The 14,457-nt window shown below is 56.1% G+C and carries 11 protein-coding genes and 1 pseudogene; 9 read left to right on the plus strand and 3 right to left on the minus strand.

What is annotated here, in order from left to right:
• Nucleotides 1-115 precede the first annotated feature (115 nt).
• The 4 genes and pseudogenes from ACK28C_RS03730 to ACK28C_RS03745 all read left to right on the plus strand — a co-directional run bounded on the left by ACK28C_RS03730 (nucleotide 116) and on the right by ACK28C_RS03745 (nucleotide 6,355).
• On the plus strand, nucleotides 116-442 hold the full coding sequence (locus tag ACK28C_RS03730; RefSeq protein ID WP_208872605.1) for a hypothetical protein: 327 nt from the start codon (nucleotides 116-118) through the stop codon (nucleotides 440-442).
• 494 nt (nucleotides 443-936) lie between these two features.
• Entirely contained in the window at nucleotides 937-2,088 is a 1,152-nt protein-coding gene (locus tag ACK28C_RS03735; protein WP_409152457.1) for a hypothetical protein, read from the plus strand.
• 94 nt (nucleotides 2,089-2,182) lie between these two features.
• A pseudogene (locus ACK28C_RS03740) lies at nucleotides 2,183-2,974 on the plus strand (C10 family peptidase); the annotation flags it as partial.
• 609 nt (nucleotides 2,975-3,583) lie between these two features.
• Complete coding sequence (locus ACK28C_RS03745; RefSeq protein ID WP_409152635.1) at nucleotides 3,584-6,355, plus strand: calcium-binding protein; 2,772 nt, start codon at nucleotides 3,584-3,586, stop codon at nucleotides 6,353-6,355.
• Nucleotides 6,356-6,618: 263 nt separating this feature from the next.
• Here ACK28C_RS03745 and ACK28C_RS03750 read toward each other — a convergent pair whose 3' ends face one another.
• Together ACK28C_RS03750 and ACK28C_RS03755 are read right to left on the minus strand one after the other, a co-directional pair.
• Entirely contained in the window at nucleotides 6,619-7,299 is a 681-nt protein-coding gene (locus ACK28C_RS03750) for a methionine ABC transporter permease (protein ID WP_208872601.1), read from the minus strand.
• Entirely contained in the window at nucleotides 7,280-8,329 is a 1,050-nt protein-coding gene (locus ACK28C_RS03755; protein ID WP_208872600.1) for a methionine ABC transporter ATP-binding protein, read from the minus strand. The genes ACK28C_RS03750 and ACK28C_RS03755 overlap by 20 nt, the downstream gene beginning before the upstream one ends.
• Before the next feature lie 659 nt (nucleotides 8,330-8,988).
• Between ACK28C_RS03755 and ACK28C_RS03760 the strand changes: the two genes are divergently transcribed.
• Nucleotides 8,989-9,507 (plus strand): ankyrin repeat domain-containing protein, encoded by a 519-nt coding sequence (locus ACK28C_RS03760; RefSeq protein ID WP_279369712.1) that lies wholly within the window; start codon nucleotides 8,989-8,991, stop codon nucleotides 9,505-9,507.
• Nucleotides 9,508-9,900: 393 nt separating this feature from the next.
• Complete coding sequence (locus tag ACK28C_RS03765; protein WP_409152458.1) at nucleotides 9,901-10,584, plus strand: hypothetical protein; 684 nt, start codon at nucleotides 9,901-9,903, stop codon at nucleotides 10,582-10,584.
• A gap of 560 nt (nucleotides 10,585-11,144) precedes the next feature.
• On the opposite strand, the gene ACK28C_RS03770 is transcribed toward ACK28C_RS03765, so the two are convergent.
• Complete coding sequence (locus ACK28C_RS03770) at nucleotides 11,145-11,345, minus strand: hypothetical protein (protein WP_208872597.1); 201 nt, start codon at nucleotides 11,343-11,345, stop codon at nucleotides 11,145-11,147.
• A 156-nt stretch (nucleotides 11,346-11,501) separates the two neighbouring features.
• Between ACK28C_RS03770 and ACK28C_RS03775 the strand changes: the two genes are divergently transcribed.
• The 3 genes from ACK28C_RS03775 (at nucleotide 11,502) to ACK28C_RS03785 (ending at nucleotide 14,379) form a co-directional block, all read left to right on the plus strand.
• On the plus strand, nucleotides 11,502-12,134 hold the full coding sequence (locus tag ACK28C_RS03775; protein ID WP_015556041.1) for a recombinase family protein: 633 nt from the start codon (nucleotides 11,502-11,504) through the stop codon (nucleotides 12,132-12,134).
• A 137-nt stretch (nucleotides 12,135-12,271) separates the two neighbouring features.
• Nucleotides 12,272-12,718 carry a hypothetical protein gene (locus ACK28C_RS03780; RefSeq protein WP_015556040.1) on the plus strand — a complete coding sequence of 149 codons (447 nt, stop codon included), beginning with the start codon at nucleotides 12,272-12,274 and terminating at the stop codon, nucleotides 12,716-12,718.
• Nucleotides 12,719-12,921: 203 nt separating this feature from the next.
• Complete coding sequence (locus ACK28C_RS03785) at nucleotides 12,922-14,379, plus strand: ankyrin repeat domain-containing protein (RefSeq protein WP_409152459.1); 1,458 nt, start codon at nucleotides 12,922-12,924, stop codon at nucleotides 14,377-14,379.
• Nucleotides 14,380-14,457: the final 78 nt, after the last annotated feature.

A 14,457-nucleotide genomic window follows, 5' to 3' on the forward strand; every position in this document is an offset into this window, starting at 1 on the left:
CTGCTGTCGGGCTTGGTGGTGCTTCTGCCCTCAAGGGCTGCAACGGCCTATTATCCTGTATCTTGATTAACCGAAGGGTCGCGGGTACCGTACGTTGGAAGGGAGGCGTTTTCAATTGAAACGGTACGTTACAAGACGCACGCTTGTTGTTCTGTTGCTGTTCCTGCTTGCGGCGTCGCCGCTTCTGTACCACTGGCTGGACCACACGGTTGTGGTTGAAGATAAGAATTTTATGCGTGCTAGCGTGCCCCACATTTTAACTTCTATATCGGAGACAGTATACCACGTATATTTTACTAAAAAAGATGTTTTTGAAAAGGTTAAAAAAGGTGTTAACAATATAGAGGTATTTCTTGAAGCGTATCCCGATTTGTATTGGCCCAATGACCCAGTTTTGCTGAATCCATCTTTAAATAAGTTTTTATGTGACCGGAGCGAGTGAAGATGTGTGGTGGATTGGGTTTACCTTGAGCCACCCCATATTAAGGGATATTTTGGGCTTCAGCGAAAAAGTCATGCTGCCAAGACAAGGCTTGAAAAGGCGGCAATACGTATGCCTTATCGAAAACCCTATGGTTCGTCATCAATTAACGTTCCGCCTGCGTCAGATGACCTTAAATACCTCTTCAAGGCCAGTGATTCCGCCATATGGAGACGTATAGCTCCTGTTAAGCCCGATTTAAAGTGATTCCCAAATCCAAAGGCAAAGTTTTTAACGTGTGGCGAGGTCAGGTTTTGCGCGTTTTTTGCCGCGCCGGACGGATGCAAGGTCGGAGTTGAGTTAACCTATACGATGACGGGCTTGATTAAGGTCGTTGTGAGCTGCGGATTGGGGAACTGTCGTAACCCTTGACACGAATCGGGGGCAGGGATAAACTTAGAGTACTTCGTACTTCTTTTACTCCTGACTTTGAAAAGTTAGGGAGGCTTTTTAAGATGTCTCGTGTCGACGACGATGCTACAGGCGTTAAGGGATCGGGATTCCATCCGGACGAGACAAGGATATACAATATCCTTGTCTGCGTTTCGGCTATCCTTTTGCTTTTTTTAAATATCCGAAGCTCGATGGGTAAATACGAGGCGTTTCTTTTGTTTGGCGAAGAGGAGAAGTTGACCAGCCTTTTGATCGAGTGGACAACAGCGCTGTGTGCGGAGTTTTATTTCTCCTGGACGATCTATCGCGGCATAACGCTGAAATGGAAGCGCCTCGGGCTCCTTATTTTGTTCTGCCTGTTATGCATTGGATATGTTCTGACGAGCATCGTTCTCTTTGCTTTCTTCTTCGACTTGCGCGAAGAAGGAACGAGCTCTGGTTTAGGCCAGATTATCGTATCTATTCTCTGCAAAATTTTTGTCTTTTTTGTATTGGCTGTTATAGCAGCTTTCCTCTCTTTTTCTGTCCCACTATATAACCCTTATAGTTATTACGACTTTCGTCCTGCGCCCTTCAGGGGCGTGTGGCCCCAGCGATTGAACATAGAAAAGTTGAGCGAAAATATAAGAGGTGATGTGCTGAGAGCGGTCTATGACAGGCGCGGCCTGGACGAAAACTACCTTCTGACGGACCGGGAAGAATTTCTGCGCACCCTGGGGGAGATTGCCGCTTCAACGGATGCCCGGGGAACGGCCGTTTCCATGGAAAGCGTGAACTACAAGGTGCTTTTTGACGCCGGAGCGCTTCGTTTTATCCTTCGTGACAACGTGTGCTATCTTGACGTCGACCTCAACAAAACCGCTTCATTGATATTTTTTTCGCCGCGGTTTGAGTATGATATATTGAAGGCCGCTCTTTCAAATAAGGGCTACTTTGAGCTCTCCTCCGAAGTGTCGCGCGACGTCTATTACACGGATAAATCGTTGTGGGATGCTCTTTTTGCTGAGCGCCTCTCAAAGGCGAAGCCTATGGGGAATTGTCTTTTGCTTAATGGCCCGGTACTTGCCGTGCCGGATTTCAAACACCCGGCTCTTGTAACGATGGATGATTATGACTACCGGGGTGATGAAAAGTGGCGTATTCTTGACAACATGTACATCCCGCTGGTTATGTTTTTGAACGTCGAGCCGTTCCCCTGCGTCAGGGTGCCGTAGGGCGTTTAGTTCTCCGCAAAATCTTAGAAAGAGGGGTGTGTTGTTCATGAGAAAGGGGTATTTTGTTTTCTTTGCCGTGCTGTTGGGCCTGCTGATGCCCTGTGATGAGGGGTGTGCTATCAGTTGCGCTAAACCTGAGGAGGGGCATATAGACCAGGAGGTCGTTCCGCCGTTGCTGCAATACCAGGGCGCCCCGATATGCTGGAATTTTGTGGGGACGGTAAGCGGCGAGCCTTACTTCAACGTCTCCCTCGATAAGGTGGCGAAGGGGCAGGAGGGGCTTCAGCACGCCCAAGCCGGGTGTGTCAACACTTCGATGGGGACAATAATGTACGCCAATGCCTACCCCAGCGCCTCCGCGCTGCCCGGAGAGGCCCTGGATACGGACACTGAGTTTACGATTTCTGTCGGCAACCTTTTAAACCCTTTTAACTGGAAACGGGTTAAGATGAAGGGAGGCTCGGACAGGGGCAATTTCTATAAATGGGACCTGATGATCCCTTACCCCGTGTCCTCAGACCTGTCGCCCGTCGCTTCCGCCGATCCCCGAAGGGATGAAATGGCCGTGTTCCTGCGCGATATTGGCGCAGCCATGAGGACGGAGTATAAATCTTCAGCGGGAAATTCATATTTTTTCAAGGCTCCGGGGATTCTCAAGAAGTATTTCTTTTACAAAGACGCGCGTTATTACGGATGCAATCAGCTTGCCTTATTCTTCAACCTTGCGGATTTAACGCGAGAAGAAACAGAGGAGACCATCACGCCCAGCCTTGAGATGGGCATGCCGGTGATGATACAGCTTGCAGGGTTTGAAGATGATCCTCGAGCAAGTCATGCCATTGTTGTCGATGGCTATGCCTATGCCAGCGATAAGTTCGTCCAGGAGAACTACGGGGGTAAGTGCAATGATAATTTTAAAAAACTTCTTTATCACCTGGTTTTGAACGAGGGAGATAGAAGCGTGGATGGGTGGTACGACCTGGAGGATCGTACTGAGGTCGTGAGCATTGGTCGGTATACGAAGGTAACCGCCATCAACTACAATATATGCTCAAAGGACGAGGGGGGGGTTATCGGGGGGAGGCTCTTTCTCAGGAAGAGCGATGGGGAACTGGAGCTGCTCTCCGGCGACGCCTGTGCTGATTACGAGATGCAGGCACAGCTGATTCCTTTCGGTTTGGATAAGAGCGGGGTGACGCAGGCTAAAGCCAACGGGCACTATGCGCTGAGATATCCCATAGAGTGGGGACGGCTTCTCAATAACGCAGCCGTCAGGCTCATAAACAAGGCGGATGGAGCTGTCCTGGTAGCGTCAAGGATGTTGCCGGTCGGCGATAAAGACGACGATTCTGATGTGGGGCATTTAGGCGCAACGTTGCCTGGAATCTTTGGGGGGACGTATCACCTTCAAAGCCGTAATTTCTGGCCCGTGGACTTCATCCTGGACGAATCCGTGGTTATCGGAACAGGGGCGGATACGAAAGGGTTGAAGGCCTTGATTCAGTCTTCCGAAAACGCCAGCGACGACAGCGGCTTCAATCAATGGTGCCTGTCGGGCTTCGGCAAGCGGCTGAACAGCCGATGGACTGGAGAGGGAACGGACGCCTTTTTTGTCGACACGTTTCCGTACAATACCTTCCTGTCGTTGGGGGCGGGGCGGTTCCCGTGGATCGGTGAGCTGATGACGAAGGCGGAAAAGGTTGCGGCGGACGGCGGAATCGTCTTCATCTGCGGCGAGTCCTGGCCCTTCGCCCAGCGCCTCGCTGCGAGGGCCGGAAAACCGCTGGGCTTCTACAGCAAGGGGGCGATACGCCACACGTCGCCCAACGCCGTCGGGGTGGACCTGAAGGGCCGCCTCGCGAAGGAGACGGGCATGGGCCGCGTCGCCGTCCAGTTCACCCCGGACCTCGAGGCGCCCCTGATGTACAAGTCCCTGCCGGACGGCATCCGCATCCTCGCCATGGGCGAGGTCGTGGTCCTGACCGGTGGCCCGACGAGCCTCGGTGCGGAACGGCAGTTCTTCCCCATGGCGGTGGAGTTCGACCTCGGAAAGGGGAAGGTGATCTACACGTCCTTCACGGCGGACCCGAACCTCTCCGTCGCCGCGTCGCCGGAGGCGAAGAAGCTGATGCGCGAGCTTGTGGCCGGGCCGGTGCGGTATGCGCAGGAGCGGCGGACGACGCGGGAGGCCGCGGCGGAGCTGAGCAAGGCTGGAGTCTCCGGCGACGCCGTGCAGCGGGACAGCCTCGGCAGCATGGAACTGGGCAGGGCCGCCTCACGGGACTTCGAGGTGGAGTGCTCCCTGTCCGGGGACGTGACCTTCGTGCTTCAGGTCACGGACCAGAGGCTGGGACTCGACCTGCCTCCGACGGAGACGCTGCACGCCCTCGACGTATCGCTCTTCACGCCGGACGGGGAGCTGTTTGCCCGGCAGAAGCTCAACGGCACGCGGGCGTCCTTCGCGGTGTCCGCGGACGTGGCGCCGGAGGGGGTGGACCGCGTGGGCACGTGGCGGATGAAGCTGAACGAGGCGAAGGGCTTCATGCCCCGCCAGGTCGTGGTGGCCTTCTGTCTGGAGGGGGTCCACCCGCTTGACAACGGCGACCCGGGCTACGACCCGAACGCCTGGCAGGCGACCCTGAACGTCATCAGCGGCGACGACGGCGCCAACGTGCTGGTGGGCGCCTCGAACCCGGCGAGCGTGGACGTGTTCATCGGAGGGCCGGGTGACGACACGTACGTGGGCGGCAGCGGCGAGAACCTCTACACCTGGGAGCTGCGGGGCGGCGACGACACGATCGTCAACGACAGCGCGAAGTCCACGCTGTGGATTGGCAGCGGTGTGGAGCTCTCCGCCATGGGCGTTGAGAGGGTTGGCAAGGACATCGTCATCACCCTGCTGGATGAGAACAAGAGAAGGCTGGGATCCGTCACGGTGCGGGACTGGTACTCCGGCGCGGGCAAAAAGCTGAGGGAGATCGCCTTTGCGGACGGCCTGAGCCTGACGGCGGAGGAAGTGGAGAGCTGGGCGGCGGGCGGCGTCACGCCCCCCGCGAGCGGGGACGTGCCCGTCAGCTCGGACGTGCCCATTGCCTCCATCGTCCTGACGCCCTCGTCCCTGACCCTGAGGCCTGGGGAGACGGCGCAGCCGAGCGCCCTCGTCGCACCGCCGGACGCGACGGACAAGCGGATCGTGTGGAGCACGTCAGCCCCTGCCGTCGCGACGGTGTCGGGCGGGAGCGTCCAGGCCGTCGGGGTCGGGACGGCGCAGATCACGGCGACCTCCGCAGCGGATGCAACCGTGCGGGCGGTCTGCTCCGTGACGGTGAGGAAGCAGAGCGGGGGCGGCGGGACGGTCGAAGAGTTGGCCCACTACCGCGAGAAGTATCCGGGGCGTAACGTCCTGATCGCGTCGGAGGGCGACAGCGAGCTCCTGGGGACGGATGGAGCGGACGTGCTGGTTGGGAGTGCGGGAGACAACTGGCTGGAGGGGAAGGAGGGCGACGACATCTACGTCCAGACCCTGGGCGGCGGCCACGACACGATCTCGAACCGCAGCAGCGGGGCGCAGGACGTTGACGAGCTGCACTTCGGCCCTGGGATCGTCCCCGAGACGGTGTGGCTCCGCCGCAGTGGCGGCGACCTGGTCTTCTCCCTGCCAAATGAAAGGGGAGCGGAATCGGCCAGCACGACGGTGGAGGACTGGTATCGGGATGCCAGGGCGCGTTTGGACCGGGTTGTCTTCGTGGACGGCACGGTCTGGACGGCGGAGGAGACGGAGAGGCGTGTGGAGATTCCGTTCGGGGTGCAGAAGGGCGGCAGCGGAGCGGACCGGATGAAGACGCGCAGCCGTAAAGGGGAGACGGCGGTGCTCTATGGGCTGGAGGGAGAAGACCGGCTGAAGGGAGGAAGGGGCGACGACGTGTTCGTCGGTGGCCCCGGAGACGACTTCATCCACACCTGGAGCCTGTTTGGTGGCAAGTCGCACAAGACCTTCATCTGGAACCGGGGCGACGGAGAGGACACGGTGGACTTCTACTTCTTCGGGCAGAAATCGGGTCAGCGTCGTGGGGTACTGCGTCTGGGGCCTGGGATAGCGCCGAAAGAGGTGCATCTTGAGCGTCACGGCGGCAGCGTGAAGGTGGTGCTGCCGGGAGGGAGCGTGACGTTCAAGAAGGCGGGATGGTTCACGGGCTTCCACCACCCGGACGCGATCGTGTTCGCGGACGGGACGACCTGGCAGTGGAAGGACGTCCCGCAACGGTGAGAGCCGGTGCACGCGTTGGGCGCGTCGAAGGGTGCGCCGCATAGCGCTTTTAAGCGGGGGCCTCCGGACCGGAGGCCCCCCGCACTTTTCCGAAAGATGGCGGCAGGGGATGAGAGGCACCGTCATGCCGCCCCGCTGCACTCCAGTGCTTCAGTGCCTCGTTGTTAATTGACAGAACAGCAATGATTACGTTTCCCAACCCCAGGGCAAGCTTCAAGAGAGCGCCGACCGTCCCGCACCGGGGCGCGCGCCTCCTCGAAAAATCAGTGGGTGCTCCGGCGCGCGATGCGCTCGCCCAGCCACTGGACGACGCTGACCGCGGCCACGAGGAGGATCACCGTCACCCACGTGATGTCCGTCATGTTTCGGTCGTGCCCGTAGCGGATGGCAAAGTCGCCCAGCCCTCCCGCGCCCACGGCGCCGGCCATGGCCGTCAGGCCCAGCAGGCTGATGGCGGTGATGGTGGTGCCTCGCGCGATGGGGGCGACGCTCTCCCGCAGGTACACGCGGAAGATGACCTCGAGGGGGCTCGATCCCATGGAGAGCGCCGCCTCCACCAGCCCCTTGTCCATCTGGGCCAGGGCGGACTCCACCTGGCGCGTAAAGAAGGGCGCCGCCCCGAACACCAGCGGCACGATGGCGCCGCGCACGTAGATGGCCGTGCCCGTCAGGAGGCGGGAGAGGGGCATCAGGGCCGTCAGCAGGATGATGAAGGGGATGGACCGAAACAGGTTCACCAGCTTGTCCAGCACGTGATAGAGCGCGGGCCGTTCCAGGATTCCGCCCGGCCTCGTCACCGTCAGCACCACGCCGAGGAACAGCCCCACGACGAAGCAGATGGACCCGGCCCACACCTCCATCAGGATCGTGTCGCCGACGGCCTTCCAGAACTCCGGAAGCCGCTTCATCAGGTTCGGCAGCGCCTCAGTCAGAAACGTCTGCATCCTTGATCACCTCCACCCTTACGCTGTGCTGTCTCAGATACTCGATCGCGTCCTCGATCCTCCGCCGCTCGCCCTGGAAGATCACCACCGTGCCGCCCACCAGCGCGTCCGCCACGATCTCCACGTCCGCCAGGATGATGTTCAGGTCGATGTCGAACTTCCGGGCCGTCGACGAGATGAGGGGCGTCGAGACGCTGTTCTGGAGGTAGGTGAGGCGCGCCAGGATCTCGCCCCGCCTCAGGTTCACGACGTTCGAGTCGTTCCACACCAGCTCCTCCGCCTTGGCGAGGTGGGACGTGGAGCGCACGAAGTTCTTCGTCGTCCGGTGCTGTGGCGTCGCAAAGATGTCGAAGACGCTGCCCTCCTCCACGATCCGCCCCCGCTCCATCACCGCCGTGCGGCTGCAGATGCTCTTCACCACCTCCATCTCGTGAGTGATGACCACCACCGTCAGGCCCAGCCTGCGGTTCAGCTCCCGGATCAGGCGCAGGATCGACGCGGTGGTCTGCGGGTCCAGCGCCGAGGTCGCCTCGTCGCACAGCAGGATCTTCGGCTCGTTGGCCAGGGCCCGCGCGATGGCCACCCTTTGCTTCTGCCCCCCCGACAGCTCCGAGGGGTAGGTCCCCTCCTTGTCCAGGATGTCCACCAGCGACAGGAGCTCCCGAACCTTCTCCCGCACCTGCTCCCGCGACAGGCCGCTGCCCGCCAGGGGGTAGGCCACGTTCTGCCCCACCGTTCGAGAAGGCATCAGGTTGAACTGCTGGAAGATCATCCCGATCTTCCGCCGCGCCCGATAGAGGTCCTTCGGGGCCAGCTCCGTCATCTCCACGCCGTCGATTCGGACGGAGCCCGACGTGGGGCGCTCCAGCAGGTTGATGCACCGCACCAGCGTGGACTTGCCCGCGCCGGAGAAGCCGATGATGCCGTAGATCTCTCCGTCCTCCACCCTCAGGGAGACGTCGTTCACAGCGTCCACCGCCGTGCCCCCGTCCGCCCTGAACCGCTTCACGATGTGCTCAAGCTCAATCAAGCCACATTCCCCCTAAGTCAAGGAGCCGACGCCGTTCTTCCGACATCCGCCCAACCTGTCAGCCTACAAAAAAAGCGGGACGCACCGCGCTCCCGCCAATAAAAAAAGCGGGGCTTCACCGCTCCCCGCTTCGATCTCTATGGACCGGGCCTCCCGGCACAGGACCCCTGAAACCCTCAGCGGACAGCATCCATTGTGCACATGCGCATCATCATGCCCATGCACATCATCATGCCGCCCACGAAAAGAACGATCCCGGTTTCAGGCTTCATCCCACGATCTCCCATCCTCGAAAATTTATGCTGCGCAGTATACCTCAGGGGACCTCCGTTGTCAAATTTTTCAGCCGCCGGCCCCAGCCCCTGCGGGGCCAAAACAACCCCTCAGTCCCCCCTTCGGGGAGCCTTCCGGCTTGCCGTTCGCTACCGCTCACGGGGCGCCAGTCTCGCCCTTGCAGGGCTCGTCAGTCCCCCTTTCAGGGGAGGCAATCCACATTAGACGCGAATTGGTATCAGGAGCTGGCAGCCCTTCTTTTTTGAAAGCCCTGTCGCAAGTAATGTTTATGTTTTAATCCTCTTTTTAGAAAATTGACGACAACCTCTTGTTTCCCCTCTTGACACGGTGCGGCAACCTTGATAGGATAAAAACACATCGTTTTTGTGCTTCATGGATATAGACTTGGAACTAAGAAGGGAAAAACAGCGCTGCATGAGGCGACGTTAGGAAGATATGAAGAGGTGGTGCTCCTGTTGATTCAGTCGGGAGCTGATGTCAACGCCAGCAACAACGAAGGAGTGACGCCTCTTTGTTTCGCCTCCGGCATGGGGCTGCGGCGGGTGGTGTCCGCTCTGCTGGAACGCGGGGCCAATCCCAATGTCCGCATGGAGGGTGTAACGCCTTTACACATGTCGACGGGAATAACCCTGACAGACCAAAGACCTTCGGGAGAATGGGAGAGCTTCAGCGAGATGCTGAAGCGCACGGGAAGGGATGGAACCGACTTCCTGAAGGTGGCGAAAGCCCTGGTCGAGGCTGGGGCTGAGGTCAACGCTCTACGCAGTCAAGGTAAAAAGAGCACGCCGCTCGACATGGCCGAGGTGTGTGGAAATACGATGGTTGCGGAATACCTCAAGAGCGTCGGTGGCAAGAGGTGGAAGCCTTGGTACTGGCCGTTCTGAAATGAACGGTGAGCGAATTATCTTCAGGATAGGCAGTCTTGGATAGATTTTGGGGATGTTTCTGGAGAAAAGGAGTGAAGTGCAATGTTCATTATGATTATGAATTCCATAACTCCCCTAAGTACAAGTGGAAAAATTCCAACCTGCGGGGAATTCCTGGTTATGTGGGGTGTGATGTTTATTGTCGCCGTGTATTGTTTCATTGATAAAAAGTATCGTTAGAGGGGTGAAAGCAAGTATGCCCTCAAACTGTACGTCGCCGACAAGATTTGCTCCTTCTTGAAAGACCTGACGGATGAGGGGAAGGTGGCGAGCCTGTCTACGCAGGGATCAAGAGCCTGAACTGCCCACACCATCCCATTACCTTCTGCTAAATCGATATATCAAAAGAAGATGGCTAAAACAATGACGAAAGAGCAAGTCATGGCTATTATTCCTAAAAAATACGTGTCAAAAAACATTTTTCACTGTGGTTTTTATTATACAGGACATGGCGTTAAGTATCGTCACACGGCTTGGACGGGGTGGAAATATATCGTTAACATAAGTACAATTCAATTTTTAGTGTACGATATATCAATAAAAGCCTTTTTTCTGTTATCAATGGCGTATTATTTTTTTCAGGGGGAGCTTTTTCCGTGTTTGTTTTCTTTAATGCTTAGTGGTCTGATATTCAATATTGGCAGTTTGATGGCAAAGTGTTTATGTCCAATATATGCAGAAATTGACTTGACGAAAGAAGTCATTAGGTGGGGATATGTTTTTAAAAAAGAGATTTCATTTGAGGATATTGCTTATTTGAAAGTGGTAAGGCTGTATAGTCCGTTAGGTCGAATGAAGAATGACGCAGAAGGCATCTACTTGCGTATGGTTTTTAGTGAAAAAGAGCATCATTTTATGAACGGTTGTTTGAATGCTCTTATAGTTCGATTACCTTTTAATGAAGTGCAATGCGTGGAGGATTTGAAAAACGTTCTTATTAGCTTAATGAAAATAGATATACCAATAAAGTACTTTATGATCGATCAGGAGGTTGAGGACATCACAGGATTATACATTGCGAATGAAACGGCCTGACGTGGGAAGAAGAAGTGTCGCCCCTGAAGGGCAGGCGCACGAGGCGGCCCGGACAAAGGAACGTTTCGCGCTGTGTTTTGTAGAGATTCCTTAGCAAATGAATAAACCTCGTAAAATACAGGTGAAAGAAAAATGAACAACAAAGCCAATGTAACTGATAAAGTCATTTTCTCAAAAGAGCGTTGGCTATCATTTTTTTCTATAATTTTGATTAGTTTTTTAGAGTATTTTGCAGCGTTATACATCTACAAAGAAAATAACTCGATTATATTTGTTTTGTATTTTTTATTCACGCTTATCGGTATGTCGATGTGCTATATTTCAGGTTATTATTTTAATGGGTTCGTTTTTGAACGTATTTTTCGCCGAAAGAAACTGATAAGGATATTGTCTGTGTTAACAATGCTGGGCGTTGATCTTGTGTATTATCACTTAGTGTCAACGGTAATATCGCTTTGCCTTACGCCAAAAGGGCTTAGCTTTGAAGTGGTTTCAAGATGGGAATCTTTTTCGTTAACCTATACTGCTGCGCGATGGTCCTGTGTTTTTCAGTTCGCATTTTAAACATTGCACATCAAAGCGTTAGCGGTATCGTGAACTTTCCGCTCCTCTGCCCCGCACTCGGGGCAGGTGAATTTAGAGCCCTTTTGAAAGTCCAGGTGGATATCAAGCCTCTTAGCTGCAGGGGCCAACTCCAGGGATTCGACAAACCACGGCGACGGTATGTCAAGCGCCATTTGAAACAGTTCGATGTCCTTCATAAATATGCTAAAAATGTGCTAAAAATGTCATAACGGGTGCCTTTTATAAGCCATCCACTCCTTCCAGCGAGGAGCCCGTTTATGTAGGGCGATTGACCGCCTGCCACAACAACATTATAATGTGCATAAAAGGTATGTATAAATTGGAGGTGTGAGATGGTCTACGGGTACATGCGTATCTCTACGGGCGACCGGACGGTCGATGTGCAGCGGGACGCGCTGGTGAGCGCCGGTATTCCGGAGGAGAACATCTACAGCGACACGATAACGGGTTCTACCCGCATATCGCGGCGTCCGGAGTTTGAGAAGCTGCGGGAGCGTCTGCGACAGGGGGACATCCTGGTCGTCTGGAAGATGGACCGTCTGGGACGATCCATCCTGGACCTGATCACCACCGTGTTCGACCTCTTGGATCGCGATGTGACGGTACGCTCGATCACGGACGCCGTGGACAGTTCGACGCCGCAGGGCAGGGCGCTGTTTGGGATACTGGACACCATCGCCGATCTCGAGCGGGAGAACGTACGGGAGCGGGTCCGTGCAGGGATGCGGGCGGCCCGACAGCGCGGAACGCACTGCGGACGTCCCCGAATGGCAAATAGAGAAATGGCGGAAGCGATACGGGAGCACCTGCGCCGCGACGCATCCGTGCGGGATATCGCGCGGCAACTGAATATATCGGTCAGTCTGATCTACAAGGTGCTGAGGGAGTTTCCGGATCAGGACGCCGAACCGGCGCCGCCCATGCCGGAAGAAACTGAGGATGGACCGGAGCTGATGATACCCTGAAGACCACGCCGCGCCGCGGCGCCCCCAATGGGGCCGGAACGTGAAGGACAAAAGACCGCGGCAAGCAACCAAAGATTTGATAGTCAAAACATACTGGACCGAAAGGGGCCGGACATCAAACGGAAGGGGTGGGGTAGATGCAAAACACGCAAGACGAGCTGGAGCGGGAGGATGAGGAAACCATCGTCGGTGAAGCGACGGAGGACACGAACGAGGCGACGCATGACGACGCCGAGGCGAGGCACTGGCTCAAGGTCTTTGCGGCGCTGGCGTTCTGGGGGCTGGGGTTCCTGCTGTTCTACAACGGCGGGCCGGGTGTCTTCAAATCGTTCGTGAGCCCAATGGACTTCGAAAACCACTATTTGTTCTACGGCGCGGCGGCGTTTGTGGCGATGGTCGTCTGCGGGGCGAACACGCTCGCCTGTATCGTCATCGGACACAGGAAGAACGCGAATCTGTTCATGCTGTTCATCGCCGTATCGTTCATCTCTATTTTCGTCGTCCTCAGCCTGTTCGGCGCGGTGTTCTCGTTCTTCGCGGGACAGGCGACGACGCCGTATCGCAGGCAAGATGACGACTGGTGAACGCAGATATTAACACGGTGCAACAAAACTGGAAGGGAGAGGAGCACGTTGGTGAAGAAGTCTACTTTACGCACTCGCAGCGTTTCAGGGTTCGTCTTGTTGTTTCTGTTGCTGCTGACGCTTTTCGCGGGACGGGTAAGCGCTGTACAAAGGGAAGCACTGCTGAGGATAGACGGCACAACGGGGCCTGAGGAGGTATGGAGTTGATTCAAGACGGGGCGAACGTCAACGCCAAAAACGACACTGGAACGACGCCCTTGATGATTGCGGCAGGCAACAATCCCAACCCGGAAGTCCTGAAGGGTTTGATAGAGGCTGGTGCAGACGTCAATGCCAAAGACAAAGATGGGTGGACACCGTTGATGATTGCGACCCAAGACAGCTCAAACCCGGAAGTCCTGAAGGTTTTGATGGCAGCCGGCGCGGACCTCAACGCTAAAAACACAGGTGGGGGGACGCCGTTGATAGTTGCTGCGTACAATAACACAAACCCGGAAATCTTGAGGGTCTTGCTAAGGGCTGGCGTGAATGTCGACGAAAGACAGAAAGATGGGTGGACGCCGTTGATGGCTGCTGCCCGATATAACTCCAACCCAGAAGTCCTGAAGATCTTGCTGGAGGCCGGCGCGGACCTAAACGCTAAAGACGAAGATGGAGGGACACCGTTGATGGCTGCTGCCCGATACAACTCCAACCCAGAAGTCCTGAAGATCTTGCTGGAGGCCGGCGCAGACCTCAACGCTAAAGACGAAGATGGGTGGACGCCGTTGATGCTTGCGATCCGATATAACACAACCCAGGAAGTCCTGAAGATCTTGCTGGAAGCCGGCGCAGACGTCAACGCCAAAGAGGAAGATGGGGTGACGCCGTTGATGCTTGCAACAAGTAAGAACACCCCAGAAACACTAACTGCGCTGCTAGAGGCTGGCGCGGACCTCAATGCCAAAAACAAAGATGAGGGGACGCCGTTGATGGCTGCTGCCCAACATAGCTCAAACCCGGAAGTCCTGAAGGTTTTGATAGCAGCCGGCGCGGACCTCAACGCAAAAAACAAAGATGGGGGAACGGCGTTGATGTTTGCGGCCATACATAACTCAAACCCGGAAGTCCTGAAGGTTTTGATAGCAGCCGGCGCGGACCTCAACGCAAAAGACGAAGATGAGTGGACGCCATTAATGTTTGCGGCGTACTATAACTCAAACCCGGAAGTCCTGAAGGTGCTGCTGGAGGCCGGAACAGACGTCAACGCCAAAAATAAAGTTGGGGCGACGCCGTTGATGGCTGCTGCCTGGCATAACACAAACCCGGAAGTCCTGAAAGTCTTTATAGAAGCTGGCGCGGACATCAACGTCAAAAACAAAGTTGGGGCGACGCCGTTGATGGCTGCGGCAGGCAGTAATCCCAACCCGGAAGTCCTGAAAGTCTTTATAGAAGCTGGCGCGGACGTCAACGCCAAAAACAAAGATGGATCGACGCCGTTGATGGCTGCGGCAGGCAGTAATCCCAACCCGGAAGTCCTGAAGGCGCTGCTGGAGGCCGGTGCGGACGCGAAGGCAAAGAACAACGAGGGTCAAACGGCCCTCGACTACGCGAGAATGAATGAAAAACTCAAGGACACAGAGGCGCTGAGGCTGCTGGAGGACAAGGCCGGACAAAATTGAAGAAAATGAAGGGCAAACGAAGGGCCGATGCAGGCCCTCCGTTCACGAGTTTGCTGAGGCCGCTGGATTGAAAGCGCA

This window comes from Fretibacterium fastidiosum, from assembly GCF_964642095.1.
GTDB classification, from domain to species: Bacteria; Synergistota; Synergistia; order Synergistales; family Aminobacteriaceae; genus Fretibacterium; species Fretibacterium fastidiosum.